Below are 18,513 nucleotides of genomic sequence, written 5' to 3'. Positions count from 1 at the left end.
TATTATGCGGGGCCTTACAACCTTTCTAATTTTCATGTTTCATTCTGAGTAATAGTTCATGTTTGTTATTTTTGCCAAGGTAGGCTTGTAAACGATGGCAGATCTACTTTCCAATTCACATCGCGATATTCTCCGTTAACTAGCGCTGTTCTTTTTAAGGTGAATTTCGTTCCGCTTCCTTTGTAATAGCCGCGGACGATCAATTTCAGATTATCCGCAACATATTCTCCGTCAGTATTCGGCTGATCTGGAAAACCAATTACTTCAACGGGATACTCTTTCCCTTCCTGATCGACTGCCACCCAATGATCTCCATTAAAAGCATTTTGGAAAGACCCATACCCCTCCAATACAAGGGAGTATTCTTCCGTATCTCCGTTCGAAGCGTTATGAGAATCCAACAAAGATTTGTAATTGAAATCAGAAAATAAAATCTCATCTCCAAATTGTTCAAATTGTAGTACGTAGGTGTAAGATTCAGCATCATCACGCATCTTCTCCAGGTCCACTTCCAAGGACTTCTCATCCCTTACCGGCATGGTGTACCCATCCAGGACAAAGCGAATCTTCTTCGCATTCACTGTCACAATAGCAGGGTCCCACGTCTCAGACAATCTCATCTGTCCACCATCCAGGCTTAACTGACTCGTATCTCTTAACCTGAATTTGGCTTGACGGGCATTCGTCCTGTTTCCGTTAAATACACGGTACTCTTTAGTTTCAGGTATCTCCAGATGGTACAGCAATTCCATTTGTTTCTCCCAATCCTCTCCGACTTTGGCACGCAATTGATCACTCAGACTCACATTCATGTCAAGCCTGGTTCCGTTTGGTGTTCGCACCAACTGTGTCATATCCAACTTCAAACCTCCTGGTGTCGTATATGTGTTATCCATAGGAGCTTCGACAGCCAGTGATTTGGCTTTGGTCATATCGATATTGAACTGGAAACTCCAATCCACCGTAACATCTTTATCTTCGTACGATTGTGTCTCGAAATTATAATAGCTTCCTATATTCAAATACCCCAGCTCCCCGCGTACAACCACCTCATCGGGGATTTCATCCTGCAGCTGGTATACAAATCTCTGATATTTTGAACCATTCTGAATTGGATCCCCAAATGAAGCTAAGGATGCAATCGAGTTTCCTTGCCCATCTGTAATATGAATCCTTCCCATCGCGGGATAAACCGAATATATCGTACTCCCATCAGGTGCATTTTGCTGTACAGTAAGTACAATCTGCGAACGGTCCACAAGTACATCTTCGATCTTAAGCGTGTAACCCTGATCCTCGATATGAATATTAGGATTAACCACAAGACCGAGCGGCTTGAGACGTTTGTAATCATCAGCCAGATAGGAGTACTTCAGCTCCTCTGGTACAGGAATATTGGGGAGCGGAGGATTATTCACTGCGTTGACCGTAGGTTGCTCAGATCCTATTTTATAATCCCAAGCAAACCAGACTCCCCCTGCAAGAATTACAACAGCCGCTGCTGCAACCCCCATACGGCGCATCCAATGGGTTTTGGAAGACTTTTTCACGAAAAAATTCACTTCTGCTTCACGTTCCATGGAGACACTATCCAGTTTTTTCATCACCTGAAGCGTAAAATCGGGTTCAGGCTCCTCACGGAATAAATGCTGTTCCCATAACTGGTCCTCATCATTTGGAATAGGCTTCATATGTGGCTAACCCTCCTTTGCGCTCCATCTGTTTCTTGAGCATCTTTTTCCCGCGGTACATCGCGTTTCGGACCTGCGATGCACTCATGCCGGTAATATCTGAAATTTCTTCATAGCTCAGCTCATTGGTATATTTCAGCAGCAGCACAAGCCGGTATGATTCCGGCAGCTGTTCCATCTGGCGGTATATTTCCCGCTGCATCTCCTTGTGCAGCACATGCCTTTCTGGCGATTCTTCACTGGCTGGCTCCATGATCGGTTCATCTGCCGTCATCACCGGTTTCTTTTGCCTTATAAAATCCCGCATCCCATTCACAGCGATGGTATATACCCATGAAGAAAAACTGCTTCCTACCCTTCGGGACGGGAGATAGCGATAGATCCGAATAAACGTGTCCTGTGCAAGATCCTGCGCATCCGGATGACTCGCGCCCATTCCGCGTAGAATGCCGTAGACTTTATTTTTATATCGATCCACGAGCAAGGCGAACAGTTGTTTATCCCCTGCAATAATACGCTCGATGAGCTCCTCCTCCTGCATATGTTGAGTCATGTAATCCCCCTTCTCTACAGCTTCCATGCATGGTTCTGTACTATATAGACGGAAGTACTTTCCAAAACTTCTCACTTTCTTCAAAAAAAAGAATTCGCTCAAGTCCGGTTCAAAGCCGGTTGGGCGAATCCACTATAGTCAGCCTCAACGTTTCTGCGCAATAAAATCACTAAGCTGTGAGTAAATAGCAACAATCTCATCCATCGACATGCGCACCAATCCGCTCGAAGAAGGGGCAACAAATTCCTGAATTTCCGGGACAACCGGATCGTCCTGAAATCCCCATTCCACTTTGGTACGCTTGCTGTACTGGGTGTATACCCCTTTCCCGACAAAACAGGCGACGTCCGGTCGGTACTGCTTCAGCTTTTGCTGCAGAATCTGGCGTCCCTCCGCATATTCTTCACGTGTAATATCTTCCACGCCCCTCGTGGGCCGGGCTACAATGTTGGTGAATCCATACCCCAATTTGAGCAGATCCTGATCTTCTTCCGGATGATATAAACGAGGAGTTAAGCCGGAACGCTCGAGAATGCGCCAGAACCGATTGCCTTTATAGGCATAATGATGGCCGGTTTCGCCTGATGTAATGCTGGGATTGAATCCGATAAACAGAATCGATAACCCAACATCCAGATGATCTGGAATCATATTCACATGACCTCCCTAGTGTATAAAATGATATAATGGTTGAAGTGTTTACGAAATCGGACTGAAATTTTCATGAAAAAGGAAGCTGAACCAATGATAGCAGACATCATGCTTGAAGTCGTCCTGCCCGTCTTTCTCCTGATCGGAGTCGGGTCCTGGATGCAAAAGGTGTTCAAGCTGGACTTGTACACCCTCGCCAAAATCAATTTCTATTGTATTACCCCCGCAGCTGTCTTTATGAGCATGTACCATTCCGATATGTCGGGTGAACTGCTCGGGACGGTCACTCTCTTCTACGCCATATATGTCATTATTCTGTATATCGTAGGATCCGTGTTCGCACGAACACTTCGATTGAACAAAGGCATGAAGGCCGCCTTTAATAACAGTGTCATGCTGGACAACGCAGGCAACTACGGCCTCCCGATCAATGCGCTCGTATTTCGCGGAGACCCACTCGCGTCTTCCATTCAGGCTCTGGTCATGTCCCTACAATCATTGCTGACCTTCACGTATGGCGTATTGTCTATACAGGGCGCGAAACTAAAAGGGAACTACCGTGCAGTCATCATCGGATTTCTCAAAATGCCGGTTCCCTATGCGCTCTTATTGGGGATTCTGTTCCATATGTGGAAGGTGCCTCTGCCAACGTTTCTGTCCATGCCGCTGACGTATGCGCAGCAAAGTATGGTTGCTGTGGCACTGCTGACCCTCGGAGCACAGATTGTTAAATATCCGATCCGGCTGTACCGTCTTGATGTGTATATTAGCACATTTCTGCGCCTCCTGATTGGCCCGGCCATCGGGATCTCCATCGTACTGCTTCTGGGTCTGGAGGGGATCGCTGCACAGGCACTGATCATCGCTTCCGGAATGCCTACCGGGGTGAATGCGTCCATTCTGGCCGAAGAATATGATAACGAACCCGACTTTGCTGCCCAAACGGTGCTCATCTCAACACTCTTGAACATTATTACGATTACTGCACTCATTTCTTTTGCCAAAACGTTTTGATGCAACAAAAAAGCCCAAGCGCTCCGCAAGTCGGATGAGCTTGGACTTTTTTTTGATTAAGACATATGCGATCTGAGCGAGTAACCCCTACTTGCACAGCCAAAAAGAAAAACTAGGATTCAAACGTCGTCCGTTCCGGAAACTTGCCGCCTTCCCTGAACAAACATCGGACCAGCCGCTGCGCGGCCCGATTGAAGTAAAAGCTGGGATTAACCCCTTCGACCTGCACAGGTTCCAGTTCCTTCACACTTTCCTTGATCTTGTTCATTTCAATCAGTCCCATCTTCCGCTCATTGGGTCCGAATCGATAAATAACCTTTTCATCATCCTCCGTCTGTTTTACCAGCAGAATCATGGATGCCATACAGGTTACCCCCTATCGTTACGTTATGAGATTCCAATGACTACTTGCTATATATAACATTATTACCCAGATAACCATGGAAGGATATAGGGCTTTGGTTCGTTTATATTGAAGTTAAGACTCCTAATTCAAATGTTCTTAAATGTAAAGTTTTTACAATAAAACGAAAAAACAGGTCTGGATCTCGTCCAAACCTGCCTTCATCTCAGTCTAATGCAAGGTGTTTTCCTCCATTTTATGGACCATCACAATCGTGGATCGACCTTCTCAGACTCCAGAGCTAACGTTGCCAGCACACACTCATGAACCCGCTCCACAGGCTCCCTGCGTACAAAACGCTCAACTCCCTCCATGCCCAGAGCGCTTTCCATCAGAGCATGGCGTTCCTTCTTGGATGTTTTGCGTTTGCTGAGCCGGGACAAATTCTCGGGTGCCAGGTAATCCATCCCATAGATGATGTGCAAATATGCACGCCCTCGTACTTTAATCGCAGGTTGGATCATTTTGTTCCCATTCCACGTGCGGAAGGTTTCTGGCTTGATAACAATGCCCTCATGTCCAGCTGCCGTCATCTCATCCCACCATCGAATAACTTCCGCTTCATCCGCCTCACTCGTAATCACCCGAAATTCCGTCTCCATCATGAAGCTGGACATCCGGGCAAACTCGCGGTTCTGCTCCATATGCCATTCATGTGTCTGATCCCAGAACGTTCCCGTGCTGTGAGCCAAAGTATGGAACGGAGCTATACGGATATCCCCGAGTTCCTTCACATCCCAGCAGTAGTTCTGAAATACGTCACGGAATGTAGTCGCATTCGCCAGTTTAACTTCGGTTTCCTGCAACCACTCACTCACATCTCGTCCGGCGGCTTCCGCTTCCCGCAGTTTGTCCAGCACCGTTCCCCGATCCATGAGCGAAGCCTCTGCCACATGCGCATATTGCGAAGCAATCAGTTCCCGAGCCTTCAGGTTCCAGGGGACAATCTCGGCATCCAGCAATACAAACTCCGTCTGATGACGTTCAAAATATCCGTCTGCGATCAAATCTGCATGCAATCTGGTCAGTACATTCTGTTCTGTTGTGGGGTCAAAAAAAGATCGTCCTGTCCGGGTCACGATGTTCCCCAGCACCGCTCTCCCCACTCGCTGCTTCGCAGCTTCCTGATCGCGGAAGAGGAGCAGAATGGCTCTACTGCCCATATGTTTCTTCTCCGCCACCATGCGCGTAACACCCTGCGACCGGTAATATTGGAATGCATCTCGCGGATGCTCCAGATACCCTTCTACCGAAGAGGCCACTGGCGGCGGGCTCATCGTAGGCGGGATATAGACCAATTCCTCGAGCGGTACCGTAAAGTGGGAAAAAGTATCAATAGCCGTCCGGGCTACCTCGCCCTGGATGGATACGTCCAGTCTGGATCCGGTCTGCACCGTAAATCCTTCCTTGAATTTCCGCAGGTTGGGCGGTGCAAACCGACGCTGTTCCCAGCGCTTGAGTGGGCTATCCGGATCTCCTGCATAATCCTGCAATGCCGCGACGCTAACGGACTCCCGTTCCGGCATGCGCCAGGCCGTCAGCATCCCCCCGAATACAACTCCCTGATCGATATTGACCGTATCATTGACGATCGTAGGATATGGACGAGGGTCATGTCCCCAGACGATACATTCGCCTGAACTGTGATCTACGTACCAGTCCTTCCGAACCGGCCGTCCATGCTCATCTGTTCCATCCACATCACCATAGCGGCAGTAATCCTGAATGCGTTTGGATTGTTTTCCTATAAAATGATCTCGAATACCCGCGTGTGCCACCACCACCTGACGTACCCCGTTCCGGGAGAATACGAGATGGGAAGGGGCATCTAATAGAAAATCTTTTAGATCTGTGCGTACTCGCTGCGCTGTCTCTGTGCCATGTTCACGTTCCAGTTCGTTCAGCTCCTGCTCAACAAACTCATCTCCATGACTAAGGGTAACGTCGCGACCGTCCAGATAACGGGCAATTTTCCATCCATGGTTGCTGTCAACCATGTAAGCTAACCCTGCGGCACAGTGCTGCTGCCAGAACATTAAACATGGAAGCGATGCAGGTCCACGGCTGGATACGTCCCCAACCGAGACCAGCTTTCTTCCCTCAGGGTGACGGTACAGCCCGTTTTCTCCCTCTTTCACATAGCCCAAACGAATGATTAACTCGATCATTTCATCATAACAGCCGTGAATATCGCCAATGATATCAATCCCTACGCCCATGTCGACTATCAGTGGATTGGCCGTGCGGACAAATTCAAGTTCATCCGGCTGCTTCAGCACATAATTGGCATCGAAGCCATCTTCACGGATGGAGCGCAGCGTGCGTTTGAACTGCTGCACCTGCTGCTTCACCCGCTGACGGCCACGTGGATAATCGCGACGAGCATCTCGCTCCAGCAGTTCCTTCTCCGGAACATCGAGTACGATCGCAATGACAGGTACATGGGCTTTTCTCGCGAGATGAATAAGACGCTGACGATCTTCCGTATACAGATGGGTCGCGTCAACCCAAGTCAGCTTGTTCAACCTGCAGCGTGTGGCCAGCATCGCTTCCATGGCTTCAAAGGCCTTGGCCGATACCTGTTGGTATTCGGCATAGATCACATCCGCTTCGCTTCGTGGGCGATTTTTCCAGTCGACATATTCGTCATCTCCGACCAGCATGCGGAACTGATCCGACGAGACGGCTTCTGTCCGCTTGATGACTCCTTCAGCAACGAGACGATCCAGCAATGTGCTTTTGCCGCTATTGGATGGACCAACAAGCACGACGATGCCTGCATGAGGCAGGTGTATTTTGCGGCGTCTTTGGGTATCCCTTCCTGCCATCGGATCATGAGGCGTTCTGCCTGTGTCATTTTCTTCTCCAGATCCCGGGTTATCCCTCATGTTGATCTCTCCTTTCCTTCCTGAAAATCACGAGCTGCGTCGGCTGCCCAAAACCTTCTACATACTCCCCTATTCCCCTGATTTCAAAGGTGTACTCTGCCTGCTTCGTCCACATCTCACACTGAGTTGCCAGCTCCGCCCTGGTCCATTCAAAGCGATGGTCGTGATGGCGGAGGCTCTCTTGTTCCATTGCATATACTTGGTTGTATTCCTTGTTCGGCGTGGTCACAAGCAGTACTCCCGGCTGGTATTCGTTCATGATCGTATCCATGATACCGTTCAGTCGGTAAGCTTCAATGTGCTCAATGACCTCACACAGGATCATGACGTCCTGATTCTGCAACTGCTCATCAAAATAAAACAGTGAGCCAATGACTGGCTCTGGCATAACCGCGATCCCGCTTCGTCCTTCCAGCTTGGCGAATCGTTCCATGGCCCGCAGCCGGGACTGTCCCGAAGGCTCCACAGCCAAGATGGACTCCACGCCTGGGATATAAGCCAGTTTGGCAGATAACTTGCCTTCACCGGCACCCATATCCACAATGCGGCGCTTAAGCGGAAGACCTGCGACCACATCTGTAATTGCACGATAGCGAAGTTCATTTAACCGGACAGGCGGTTCCTCCTGCAGAGACGGAATGTCAGGTTCACCATTTTTTTCATAGGCGCTCACATTATCGTCCCCGGCATTCACCACCTCCTCAGGCGCAGATAGAACCCCCTCCTGACGCTCATACTGCCGAATCAATTCGGCGAACCGCAGCGTACGCTTGATGATCATTTCCTTCAGCGGATGGCCGTCCAGCCAACCTTCGCCGTAACGCTTGATTTTGTCGATTTCATCCTCGCCGATGAAATAATGTTTATAGTTATCCAGCACGGGAATGAGCAAAAATAACTGGCGCAGTGCATTTTGCACGGTGACTTGACCGCGAAGAATGATGCGGCGGACAGTGCTCTTCTTTTTCAGATCAAACGTATAGGCTAGCTCGTCTCTCTCCAGGGTTACAGCGTAACCAAGCGGCGAGAACAACTCCTCAATGGCTCGATCAGGCAGATCCGATGCCACCGGTCCGAACGAGAGCTCCATGTCGAACGAATGCCCTACCCACTGCACATAGGCTTCCTTCGGTTTGCCATTAAGCGCGGTCCCGAGCGCTGAGCGTATGTAAGAGCAGAACAAGCTGCTGGTCACAAATTCACGGTCATTAATATACTGCGTAATATCATAACCATCCGGTGTTCCTCTAACCAGATCAACGGGATCAGGTTCGGCGTGCATCAACACTTCGGTTTCACGTTCTGTAGCTGTCGTATATACCATTCTTACGCGCACACCCTTGTCTGTCCGGTCATACACATTATTCGGATTCTTCGAGAGCAGATGCGATACATTGCCTGCTCCCTCTCCAGTTGCTTTTAATATCAAATGCATGGATTACTCCTCCTTCTTCCTATGCTCCTACTCTTCATCCGCCCATGCTTCATCCAGCGCAGATCGGAAAATCCGATTCAATTCTTCGTACCCTACAACCTGATCATTCCTCATGTCCGCAGCTACGTGTCCGAAATGCTCGATGTTCTCTGCCAAATAGGAATGAATGGCTGGCAGCTTCGGTTCCAGATCCAGTTCTTCTCCCGCTCTCTTCCTTCTCAAAAGATCTTGAATTTCGACATACAGCGGCGTTCCCGCAGGTATAATGTCCTTGACTAATTCATCAAAGTCCAAGGGCGGCATGGTGTCATAACGTTCAATCCAACCGCAGGCGAGCAGCGGACGGAGCACATAGAAATACTTTTTGATCTTCACCTGCTCGCCTTGCAGATAATCCCGGAAGTTCCCTTTGGCCATATTCAGATAATGGTACATGCAGGACTTCGGAGAGAACGTAAGCGGTGACCATGCACGAATGTGCTCTGCCACACTGTACCGCTCGTCGTAGCGAATGGGCGATTGCAGCCACTCCAGCAACGGTGGATTTGATTTTCGAAATAACTTCAGCGCCTTTTGCAGATCCCAGCCGTTGATGTCCAGCTGATCATTGATCGGACGTTCAATCACATCCCGTTTATCTTCAATCGACAAGTACCAATCCAGCGGCCTCACGTACAGAAAACGCACATCATAATCACTATCCTGTGAAGGAAATCCCCAAGCCCGGCTGCCCGACTCGCACGCATAGATCATGCGAATCTGTTCCTCCTGTTCAATCTGTGCAAGCTGCTGCCGGATCGTTTCTCTCATTTCGTCATGAACGTGAGTCATATCTGCCTGCCTCCTTTATCTCTTCTGCTGCTTGCCACCGTACCTCTTCGTACCCTCATTATGTCTAACCCATCCACAGAAGAACATGGTGAAAGTATGGCGACCTTTATAAGTTTAAAATGAAACCAGCCACTCTTCCTGTTACAATGAAGGGATACGGGAAGTGGGAAGCTTCACATTGTTATCCATATTTGCCTGACTCCAGGCCACCTAGGGAGTGATGATTCATGGCCAAAGAAAGCTTTGACAAAGAAATTCAGTTTCTTCGCATGCTGTCACTGACAAGCGGTGCATACAATCGCAAACAATATGCCGAACGACTGGGCATCTCCGTACATACCTTTGATAAAACGACGCGCAGGTTAAAAGAAATCATGCAATCTGTGGCGGACCAGCGCCACGGTTCAGAGCCGAGCAAAGAGATGACGGACCTCGTCCGTTTCCAATATGGAGAATCTGCGGAACCCCTGCTGCTTTTCCTTTTTCGGGCCAAATCGATGAAAGAAACAGAGGTTCAGCGGCTTTCCGTCATTTTACATACGCTGCAAGGCAGCGCGCTGACCGCAATGGAACTGCTGGACGCCTGCTGTGCCGATCTGCCAGAGGAACTCGCATTGCCTGACGAAAAAACGATCCGAACCGACCTGAAGTATTTGGAAGAAGTCGGTGTAATCCGGAAGGAACCGGGCGGCAGGCCATACCGCTATATGCTGCAGCAGGACGTCCTCACCAAACTAACGGCCGAGGAACAGCTGGAGTTATATGATTTTGTGGACATCATGGCCAATACCCAAGTTCCATCGGTACAGGGGTATCTGCTGAGAGACAGCCTGAAGAAGGCAATATCCGCAAGCTATCCCGAGCAGGAAGTAACTGAACCTTTTATATACAAGTATCATTATTATTCCCGCATTCTGGATGAGGCGCATCTCTATACCCTGCTTAGTGCCATTCGCCAATGCAAGCGAGTCCAGTTTGTCTATTTTTCACCCAAAAAACCATCCAGCTACAGCTCCCAGAACACGAATCCGCGATTCGAACGGGAAGCCGGCGGACACTCCAATCAGATCCTGCCGCTCGAAGTCGTTTACGATCACCAGTATGGCCGGTGGTATGTCATTGGATATCAGGGACGCCGAGGGTTCGTGAAGTTTCGAATGGAGGGCATCACCCAGATGGAGGAACTGGATGCGGTAAGCCCAGAGTATATGCATGATCTCAAACAGCAATGGGCAGAAGTCAGCCGGTTCAGCTGGCTGGTGGATACGGCGAAGACGGTTACGGTTCAAGCCCGTTTTTTCCATCCCGAGAGCGGTCAGCGCAACTTCATTCTGGATCGGGTACGTCTGCAGGGCCAGTGGGGCACCATTACACCCGAAACCGAGCATACCTTTCTGTATGAGATCCGGGTTAACGGTACAACGGAGATTAAACCATGGCTTCGGAGCTTTGGCTCCAGCTGCGAGGTCATTGCACCTCACAGGCTTCGCCAGGAGATGATTAAGGAATGGAAGGAGATTGCGCAATATTATGAATCTGTTCGAGAAGATGTTCAACTATCAGATCATGACGAGATTGAATGAGACTGGACTGTTCACCTGGACTTCCCAGGAACGGGCCTGGCTCCGGATGATGCTGAATCACACTGCCGCCCAGGAAGCATTAACTCCTTCCACTTACCATAAACTGCAAGATATGCTGGATGACGAGCCGGACATGAACCTGCAGGAGTACTTGACCGAGAAAGCCAAAAGCGAAGAACACAGCGTCTCCCACCCCCTGCTCCATCCACTGCGCAAAATCATAATGAACCAACAAGCTTTTCGACTAACGGGGCATGTCCGCAATGGGAGAATCATTCAGGATCAATTCGGATTCCCGTACAAGCTTGAATATTCCATGGTTAAGAAAGAGTGGTATGTGCTCTGGTACGCCCCACGTTTCGGGAAATTGATGTCAACCAAGCTGCGCAGCATTATCACTGCGGAGTCCGAGGACCTTGAACCGGAAAACATCTCTCGTTATACCGAGCAAATCCGCTATTTGAGTGAGAAACGTAAGACAACCATCACGATTGAAGTACTGCCGGAGTTCAATCCGGAATTGTCACGCATTCTATATGCCTTCTCCTGCTTCGAGAAACAGGTAAAGTATGTGGAAGCTCAGCATACCTACCGGATTGAGCTGACAATCCCCCGGAGTGAAATGGATTATGTGTTGTCCAAAATGCGTTTTCTTGGCAAACGGGTGCGGATTGTAGACAACGTTGTGCTGCGCAATCGCATGTCCGAGACAGCAGCAAAGGTCCTTGCACGCTATGCAGCCCCCGAGGCTCAAGGTGAGCCAGGCCTGACTTCTGAGGCCAAGGTGTCCACATAACAAACAACAACCCGAACCATATGGTTCGGGTTGTTCATCTGTGCGCTATGTTGCAGCGGAGTTCCGTCTTTTGTTGATGGCATGCACACCCATAACGACGGCTATCAACTCATAGGTATCCAGCTGCTCGGACTCGTTACTCAATACAAAAGCTCCTGAACTGAACCAGCCGCTCATGCGCCTGAAGCTAGCCACCATTCTGCCGCCCATCCCCGTGACATCATATTCCTGGGAAAATGCCGGTGCAGATACTTCATAGATTCCTCGCGGTCCAGCATCGTATTCGTATCGCTTACTAAAAAAGCTCATTCTGGCTCGGAGGACCCCAAGGTGTCTTCCATCCACTGAAGTGACATCCCAGCGATTGCTTAACATCCCGAATCGACCACTGCAGATCAGCCCTTCTGGACCGAACACATCTAGTGATGAACCGAATAGACTTTTCAGATCCAAATGTCCGGCCTGCTCCTGGTTCTCGTCCATAATTTCGGTGTATCCTGCGTTGAAAAAATTATCTCTAAAATAGAGTTCCATAACATCCTCCCCTTTTGCTGAAATTAAACCTGCCCGGTAAAGTCCATACTATATATGTATTTACGTATGTAAATTGGAAGTGGCTTCATAACTTGTCGAATTCTTAGCATTCTAGCCATAAAAAAAACGGACGATCGTGATCGCCCGTGTGGTTCATATCGCCCCGAAGTATGCTGCTAAACCTCTACTTTTTTATTATTCAGATATACAGCCACTCCAACCATAATTACTGCCACAATAATCTCAAATATGATGCTCCCCAGCCTTCCATCTGACCACAAAACTCCATTCGCTGTAAGTGTGATCCCTGTACTCTCTTCAGTAAACTGGAACAACTCGTTCGGGTTGAAGCGACCAGCAAGAATGACATTCTCCAGCCAACTGATTAGATTGGTCAGCACGAAGAATGAGACGATACTAATCCACGGGCCTGCTTTCCACCTGAAGCTGCCTCCAATGGATATGGAGAGAAAAATCATGATGGTCATAAAGATGGCAACCCACCAAATAAACAACAGCAGAGTAAACCAATCCGAAAGATGGATACCCGAAAGATGGATGTAGCTGAGAAAGTGCATTCTTGCATTCGTGGCAACATAGAGGAAGTAATGAATGATGGCAACTGCTGTTAGCCCCAGCCCACACAGTGTACCAAATATTAGCGGAGACAATAGGTGAGACAGCCCTGTTACGGGTACGAGACGACGATTGTACGCACGGATGTTGGACCAGTATGTCTTAATCATTCTCACATAGATGGCTACACCTGCCCCCGCATAAGCAATAATACCAATAATTAGCCCTGCTACCTCGGACACGAACAATGCCAGCCCGATCTGAACGATGATCAATACAACCAGCCCTGCCAATAAAATATTCCAGTTTCTTCTGAAATCATATTTCAACAATGTCATCATTCCGCATAGACCTCCTTGAACATCTCATCCACGCTCTTACCGTATTTCAGACGAAGCGTCTCAACCTCTTCCTGCATCACTTTCTCTCCCTCACGGATGAAAATGACTTCATCAAAGATCCGTTCTATATCGGTCACCAGATGTGTCGAGATTATCAGACTGCTGTGTTCGTCATAGAATTTTACAATGGCATCCAGAATTTTGCCGCGGGCAACGGGGTCAACACCACCGATCGGTTCATCCAGCAAATACAGACGAGCCTTGCGGGAAAGTGCCAGTGTTAGTTGAAGTCTTTCATTCATGCCTTTGGATAAATGCCTTACCTTGTCACCCTCGGCGAGCTTCATGAAATCAAGCATTTCCCTGGCCTTTTCCTCATCAAAATCCGCATAGAAATCCCGGTAGTATGCAATGGCATCACGAACCTTCATCCATTTCTCGGTCAATGGGCGATCCGGCATGAAGGAAACGAGCGACTTGGTCTCAAGCCCAACCGGTTTACCCGTGATCTGAATGGTCCCGCTTGAAGGATGCAGCAATCCGGCAGCAAGCTTCATCAGGGTACTCTTGCCGCTACCATTGCTGCCAAGCAGTCCGACAATCCTGCCTGGCGCAACCGTAAGGGTGACATCACTTAGTGCCCGCTTGCCGCCGTACATTTTACTAATGTGATTCAATTCAAGGACGTTACTCATGCCCTGCCCCTCCCTTCCCCTGTTCATGACTGTGCTGTGATAACTGACCTCCAGCGACCGCGTCCGCAACAATGGTAACAATATCCTGCTCCTCAATCCCGAGTTCCTGCATGCCTGTCAAAAAACGCTCCAGCAGTTCTCCCGCCATTTCTTTTTTGATCGTCATTATTTTCGACTCCTCACTTGTGACATATCTGCCCAGCCCCCGTTTCGTTTCGACCACTTCTTCCCGCTCCAATTCCTGAAATGTCCGCTGTACCGTGTTGGGATTAATCTGCAGCTCAGCCGCCAATTCCCGTACCGAAGGAATCTTATCGCCTGCCTTCAGTGTGCCTGTCACAATCTGCTTCTTGATGTACTGCATAATCTGCAGGTATATAGGTAAGTTGTTATCGAATTCCATAGCCACAAAGCACTCGCTCCCCTCTGTACTGGTGTGTTAGTTACATAGTACACTAGTGCTATGTTGTTGTAAAGCCTATTTCTTTTTAACCTTATGCAGAAATCCCACAAGGATGTCCTATGACTATGGGCCAAAATAAAAAAAGAGCAGATCATATACGATCTGCTCTCTCTCTTCAACCAAGCTAATCATTGAATTAGCCTGGTGCACTGCGCCAATTTATACGATATCCAGAGGAACTTTACCTGCTGGTGCCGGGAATGCTTCATTTAGCCGTTCCACTTCTTCGTTTGTTAAAACAATATCCATGGCTGCGGCATTCTCTGCCACATGAGACAACTGTACTGCTTTGGGAATCGCAAGCACATCCCCATCCCGGATAACCCAGGACAATGCGATCTGTGATGTGGTCACTCCACGTTCAGCAGCAATGCTGCGTATGACCGGATGCTCCAGCAGCTCGGTGCGCAGCCTGCCTCCCTGAGCGAGCGGGCAGTACGCCATTACGGGAACATTCCTTTCCCGGAGCCAGGGCAGGAGATCTCTTTCAATGCCGCGCGATGCCGCATGGTACAATATTTGATTCACGGAACAATGCTGACCAGCCGGAATATCCCATAGCTCCTGCATATCCTCCGTGTCCAGATTGGACACGCCCCAGCGCAAGATTTTACCCGCTTGTTGCAACTCTTCCAATGCTTGAACCGTCTCTTGCAGCGGTACGCTTCCCCGCCAATGCAGCAGATATAGATCCAATCGGTCTGTACCCAGACGCCGGAGACTGTTCTCACAGGCTGTAACCATCTGTTTGCGATCTGCATGATGCGGATAAACCTTGGAGACCAGAAAAACATCATCCCGGCAGTCCGCTATCGCTTCTCCGGTGACTTCTTCCGCCCCGCCCTCAGCATACATCTCTGCGGTATCAATCACTGTCATGCCAAGTTCAATCCCGTTACGCAACGCTCTTACCTCCTGCGCACGGGCTGAACGGTCTTCTCCCATGTACCATGTACCTTGTCCTATGGCAGGCAGGGATGTACCGTCACGAAGCAGAACTGTACGGTTCTTCTCTCCATGTGTTGCCATTTTGCATTCCTCCTATTCTTATGACGTATTTCGAAATCATAGTTAGTCGTGCTGGCCCGGCTTGTATACTTCACTGGCACGCTTCCACCGTCCCACCATCATGATATACAGCTGTTCCAGCGGCAACGACAGACTGCTCTGGGCTATACTCACCGTAGCATCTACCATCTGTGTATTCACGGTCATCAGCTTGCGCTTCACTCCGGTCAGACGATCCAGGAAGGCTTGCTCATCCTTTAGCTTAACTCCGATCATGGACTGCCCCATCAACTCATACATGAAAATGTTCTCTACATCTTTCCATGGGATGAAGCCTCCCGACGTATACGAAGAGGCGTCCACGAATCCTTGCTCATTGACGATAAATGAAGGTTCCTTCTTGATCATCTTCACCAAGCTGTATGCAAGACAGAGTCCAAAAAACAGGACGGAAACCAGGCCTACAACCGCGGAAATGACAGAATCCCCTGTATCGGAAGAATCGCTGAACATCAAAAAAAATCCGGCTGCCACAAAAAGTGCAGCTCCGGCCGCAAGCCATCCCATTCGTTTACGGCTCGGATATTCCACATGCTGTTGTTCATAGGATGTCGACAATCTTGTGCTCCTCCTTTAATTGAACGCAATAGGCAATGATTATATCTTCTATATCAGATTAGAAACGTTAACAGACAAAAAACACATAGGTTATTAACCAAAACAAACCAACTTCAAACAGGACAATCTTGGCCCTGATCCAACGCGTTCATAACAATTCAACCATTAGGATTCGCCATATATTCAGTAATTCCTCCTGGTTAAGATATAAGCAGAGCAACGATCTTTATTCGTGCAGAAGCATGTTGTCCTCCCCCCTGCTTTCCTTTAATATAAATGGAAAGGTTAGGAAATTACATTTGTGAAATCAAGGTGGGAGGATAATCAATGAACAGTCTGCGTGGCATCACATCGGAAGATCTTTATCAGATTACATGGGTGAATGATCCAGCCCCGTCTCCTGGAGGCGAACAGCTGGTATATGTAAGTCGGAAGACGAATGACAACCGGGATGGTTACTCTTCTCACCTGAGACTCCTGCATCTGAAGAGTCAGAAGGACAGGGTATTTACCTCCGGTGACAAGGATCACTCGCCCTCCTGGTCGCCGGACGGGTCACAGCTTGCCTTTTTACGGGAGCATGAGGGAAAAACACAAGTCTGGATCATTGCCGCAGATGGCGGAGAAGCACGACAAGTCAGCCAGTTGAAGCATGGAGCAAGTTCCCTCATCTGGTCTCCGGATGGCCAGGCATTACTTGTGAAGTCCCCTGTGGATATGCACAGTGAAGCAGAAGAAGAATCCAATTCAGACAACAAACTGCCGCAAGAACTTGTTGTTGACCGGATTCGCATGAAATCGGACGGCGGAGGATTATGGAATGGCAGACGCTCTCACCTCTTCCGCATCTCGGTTGACGGCGGTGAAGCCACTCCAGTTACCTCCGGTCATTTCGACGTCGGTGATTATGCATGGTCACCTGACGGAGCGTCCATTGCCTGGATTGCCCAGCTGCCGGAAGCAGGCGAGGAGCATAACGACTATGCACTAACCAATCATGTGTACCGCGCAAAACCAGATGGGTCTGACATACAGCAGCTGACTCCGGAAGGGTTCACCTTCAGCCGACTGGCTTATGCACCGGATGGACAATCCCTTGCTCTGCTTGCCAGTGATCGCTCTTACGGAAATGCCACTCTCGTGAAGCTCTACACGCTCCCGATCTCGGGTGGACAACCTCTGTGCCTGACCCGTGACTGGGACGTACAGATGAATCATAGTCTCGTTGGAGATATGCGTGCCCACCTAACGACAACGGGGCCATTATTCACTCGTGATGGCTCTTCCATTCTCTGTCTGGCTACCGTTCATGGCAGCGTTCGAATCGCACGTGTTGCGCTGGATGGCAGTCAAGCGGAGTATGTATTGCCTGCGGAGAAAGAGTTTTATCAGTTTGCAGAACTGGAGAATGGTGACATTGTTGCCGCCGCTGCCGACACGCTAAACCCGGGAGATCTCTTTTGGTACCCCAATCCGGATGATCACGGAGCCGAGTCCATCCAGCTGACTCGCAGCAATCCCCAGCTAGAAGGAGAGATCCGGCTCAGTGTACCGGAAACATTCTGGTTTGATACCTCGGATGGGCTAGGGCTGCAGGGATGGATCATGAAACCAATCGGCATGGTAGACGGCGTCAAAATCCCAACCATTCTTGAGATTCATGGCGGTCCTCACATGATGTATGGCTTTACCTTTATGCATGAATTCCAGATGCTTGCTGCGCAGGGCTACGCCGTGGTATATACCAACCCGCGTGGTGGATTGGGTTATGGACAACAATTCGTGAATGCCTGTCGTGGTGACTACGGCGGTGGCGATTACCGCGACCTTATGGAGACCGTTGATTATGCCTTATCCACCTATGAGTTCATTGATGAAACCCGCTTGGGCGTTACCGGAGGCAGCTATGGGGGCTTCATGACCAACTGGATTGTTGGACATACAAACCGGTTCAAGGCAGCCGTCACGCAGCGGTCCATCTCCAACTGGCTCTCTTTTTACGGTGTCAGCGACATCGGATATTTTTTCACCGAAGATCAGATTGGCGGCAATGCGTGGGAGGATACGGAACTGTTATGGAAGCACTCCCCTCTGGCTTATGTAGGGAATGTAAAAACGCCCCTGCTGATTCTGCATGGTGAACAGGACCTTCGTTGTCCGATTGAACAAGCTGAGCAATTGTATATTGCCCTGAAGCGCCGCAGACAAACGACCCGCCTCGTTCGTTTCCCCGGAGCTAATCATGAACTTTCCAGAGGCGGTCACCCGCATCTGAGAGTGAGACGTCTTGAGCACATTGCCGGATGGTTCAACGAGCACTTATAATTAATTTTTCCATGGGACAAGCCGAGTAGAGATACAACCATCGCAGGAAGGAAGTCATCGGGAAGATGGCACTGCGATGGTTTTTTCGTTTGTGTGTGAACTAAGCCT

At 49.2% G+C, this 18,513-nt stretch carries 17 protein-coding genes; 4 read left to right on the top strand and 13 right to left on the bottom strand.

Annotation, left to right across the window (positions count from 1 at the left end):
* Window positions 1-65: 65 nt before the first annotated feature.
* The 3 genes from MHB82_RS05370 to MHB82_RS05360 form a co-directional block, all read right to left on the bottom strand.
* The gene (locus MHB82_RS05370; protein ID WP_341174071.1) at window positions 66-1,691 is read right to left on the bottom strand and encodes a hypothetical protein; all 1,626 of its coding nucleotides are present in this window, start codon (window positions 1,689-1,691) and stop codon (window positions 66-68) included.
* Window positions 1,672-2,244, bottom strand: a complete 573-nt coding sequence (locus tag MHB82_RS05365) for an RNA polymerase sigma factor (RefSeq protein ID WP_341174070.1) — start codon at window positions 2,242-2,244, stop codon at window positions 1,672-1,674. Before MHB82_RS05365 ends, MHB82_RS05370 begins: the two co-directional genes overlap by 20 nt.
* A 144-nt stretch (window positions 2,245-2,388) precedes the next feature.
* Window positions 2,389-2,895, bottom strand: a complete 507-nt coding sequence (locus MHB82_RS05360) for a mismatch-specific DNA-glycosylase (RefSeq protein ID WP_341174069.1) — start codon at window positions 2,893-2,895, stop codon at window positions 2,389-2,391.
* A gap of 93 nt (window positions 2,896-2,988) precedes the next feature.
* Here MHB82_RS05360 and MHB82_RS05355 point away from each other — a divergent pair, with 93 nt between their 5' ends.
* Window positions 2,989-3,909: an AEC family transporter gene (locus MHB82_RS05355; protein WP_095288865.1), complete on the top strand. Its 921-nt coding sequence runs from the start codon at window positions 2,989-2,991 to the stop codon at window positions 3,907-3,909.
* 112 nt (window positions 3,910-4,021) lie between these two features.
* On the opposite strand, the gene MHB82_RS05350 is transcribed toward MHB82_RS05355, so the two are convergent.
* The 4 genes from MHB82_RS05350 to MHB82_RS05335 form a co-directional block, all read right to left on the bottom strand.
* Entirely contained in the window at window positions 4,022-4,273 is a 252-nt protein-coding gene (locus tag MHB82_RS05350) for a hypothetical protein (protein ID WP_095360818.1), read from the bottom strand.
* Between the two features lie 245 nt (window positions 4,274-4,518).
* Entirely contained in the window at window positions 4,519-7,140 is a 2,622-nt protein-coding gene (locus MHB82_RS05345) for a polynucleotide kinase-phosphatase (RefSeq protein ID WP_341176585.1), read from the bottom strand.
* A gap of 49 nt (window positions 7,141-7,189) precedes the next feature.
* Entirely contained in the window at window positions 7,190-8,635 is a 1,446-nt protein-coding gene (locus MHB82_RS05340) for a 3' terminal RNA ribose 2'-O-methyltransferase Hen1 (protein WP_341174068.1), read from the bottom strand.
* A 27-nt stretch (window positions 8,636-8,662) separates the two neighbouring features.
* The gene (locus tag MHB82_RS05335) at window positions 8,663-9,466 is read right to left on the bottom strand and encodes a nucleotidyltransferase domain-containing protein (protein ID WP_341174067.1); all 804 of its coding nucleotides are present in this window, start codon (window positions 9,464-9,466) and stop codon (window positions 8,663-8,665) included.
* Window positions 9,467-9,693: 227 nt separating this feature from the next.
* Here MHB82_RS05335 and MHB82_RS05330 point away from each other — a divergent pair, with 227 nt between their 5' ends.
* Window positions 9,694-11,049: a helix-turn-helix transcriptional regulator gene (locus tag MHB82_RS05330; RefSeq protein WP_341174066.1), complete on the top strand. Its 1,356-nt coding sequence runs from the start codon at window positions 9,694-9,696 to the stop codon at window positions 11,047-11,049.
* Window positions 10,997-11,845 carry a WYL domain-containing protein gene (locus tag MHB82_RS05325; RefSeq protein WP_341174065.1) on the top strand — a complete coding sequence of 283 codons (849 nt, stop codon included), beginning with the start codon at window positions 10,997-10,999 and terminating at the stop codon, window positions 11,843-11,845. The genes MHB82_RS05330 and MHB82_RS05325 overlap by 53 nt, the downstream gene beginning before the upstream one ends.
* Window positions 11,846-11,890: 45 nt before the next feature.
* Here MHB82_RS05325 and MHB82_RS05320 read toward each other — a convergent pair whose 3' ends face one another.
* The 6 genes from MHB82_RS05320 to MHB82_RS05295 form a co-directional block, all read right to left on the bottom strand.
* A complete protein-coding gene (locus tag MHB82_RS05320) occupies window positions 11,891-12,379 on the bottom strand; it encodes a hypothetical protein (RefSeq protein WP_341174064.1) in 489 nt (162 codons plus the stop codon).
* Between the two features lie 176 nt (window positions 12,380-12,555).
* Window positions 12,556-13,296: a hypothetical protein gene (locus MHB82_RS05315; protein WP_095360824.1), complete on the bottom strand. Its 741-nt coding sequence runs from the start codon at window positions 13,294-13,296 to the stop codon at window positions 12,556-12,558.
* Complete coding sequence (locus MHB82_RS05310; protein ID WP_095360825.1) at window positions 13,293-13,991, bottom strand: ABC transporter ATP-binding protein; 699 nt, start codon at window positions 13,989-13,991, stop codon at window positions 13,293-13,295. Before MHB82_RS05310 ends, MHB82_RS05315 begins: the two co-directional genes overlap by 4 nt.
* Window positions 13,984-14,400, bottom strand: a complete 417-nt coding sequence (locus tag MHB82_RS05305) for a GntR family transcriptional regulator (RefSeq protein ID WP_095288855.1) — start codon at window positions 14,398-14,400, stop codon at window positions 13,984-13,986. The genes MHB82_RS05310 and MHB82_RS05305 overlap by 8 nt, the downstream gene beginning before the upstream one ends.
* Before the next feature lie 213 nt (window positions 14,401-14,613).
* Complete coding sequence (locus MHB82_RS05300; protein WP_341174063.1) at window positions 14,614-15,483, bottom strand: aldo/keto reductase; 870 nt, start codon at window positions 15,481-15,483, stop codon at window positions 14,614-14,616.
* Window positions 15,484-15,525: 42 nt separating this feature from the next.
* Window positions 15,526-16,080, bottom strand: a complete 555-nt coding sequence (locus MHB82_RS05295) for an STM3941 family protein (RefSeq protein WP_095360827.1) — start codon at window positions 16,078-16,080, stop codon at window positions 15,526-15,528.
* Window positions 16,081-16,407: 327 nt separating this feature from the next.
* Here MHB82_RS05295 and MHB82_RS05290 point away from each other — a divergent pair, with 327 nt between their 5' ends.
* Window positions 16,408-18,405 (top strand): S9 family peptidase, encoded by a 1,998-nt coding sequence (locus MHB82_RS05290; protein WP_341174062.1) that lies wholly within the window; start codon window positions 16,408-16,410, stop codon window positions 18,403-18,405.
* Window positions 18,406-18,513: the final 108 nt, after the last annotated feature.

The organism is Paenibacillus sp. FSL K6-2862, assembly GCF_038005125.1.
Classification (GTDB): domain Bacteria; phylum Bacillota; class Bacilli; order Paenibacillales; family Paenibacillaceae; genus Paenibacillus; species Paenibacillus illinoisensis_A.
The sequence above is the reverse complement of the archived record's forward strand: the minus strand, read 5'-3'. Positions and strand labels throughout refer to the sequence as shown.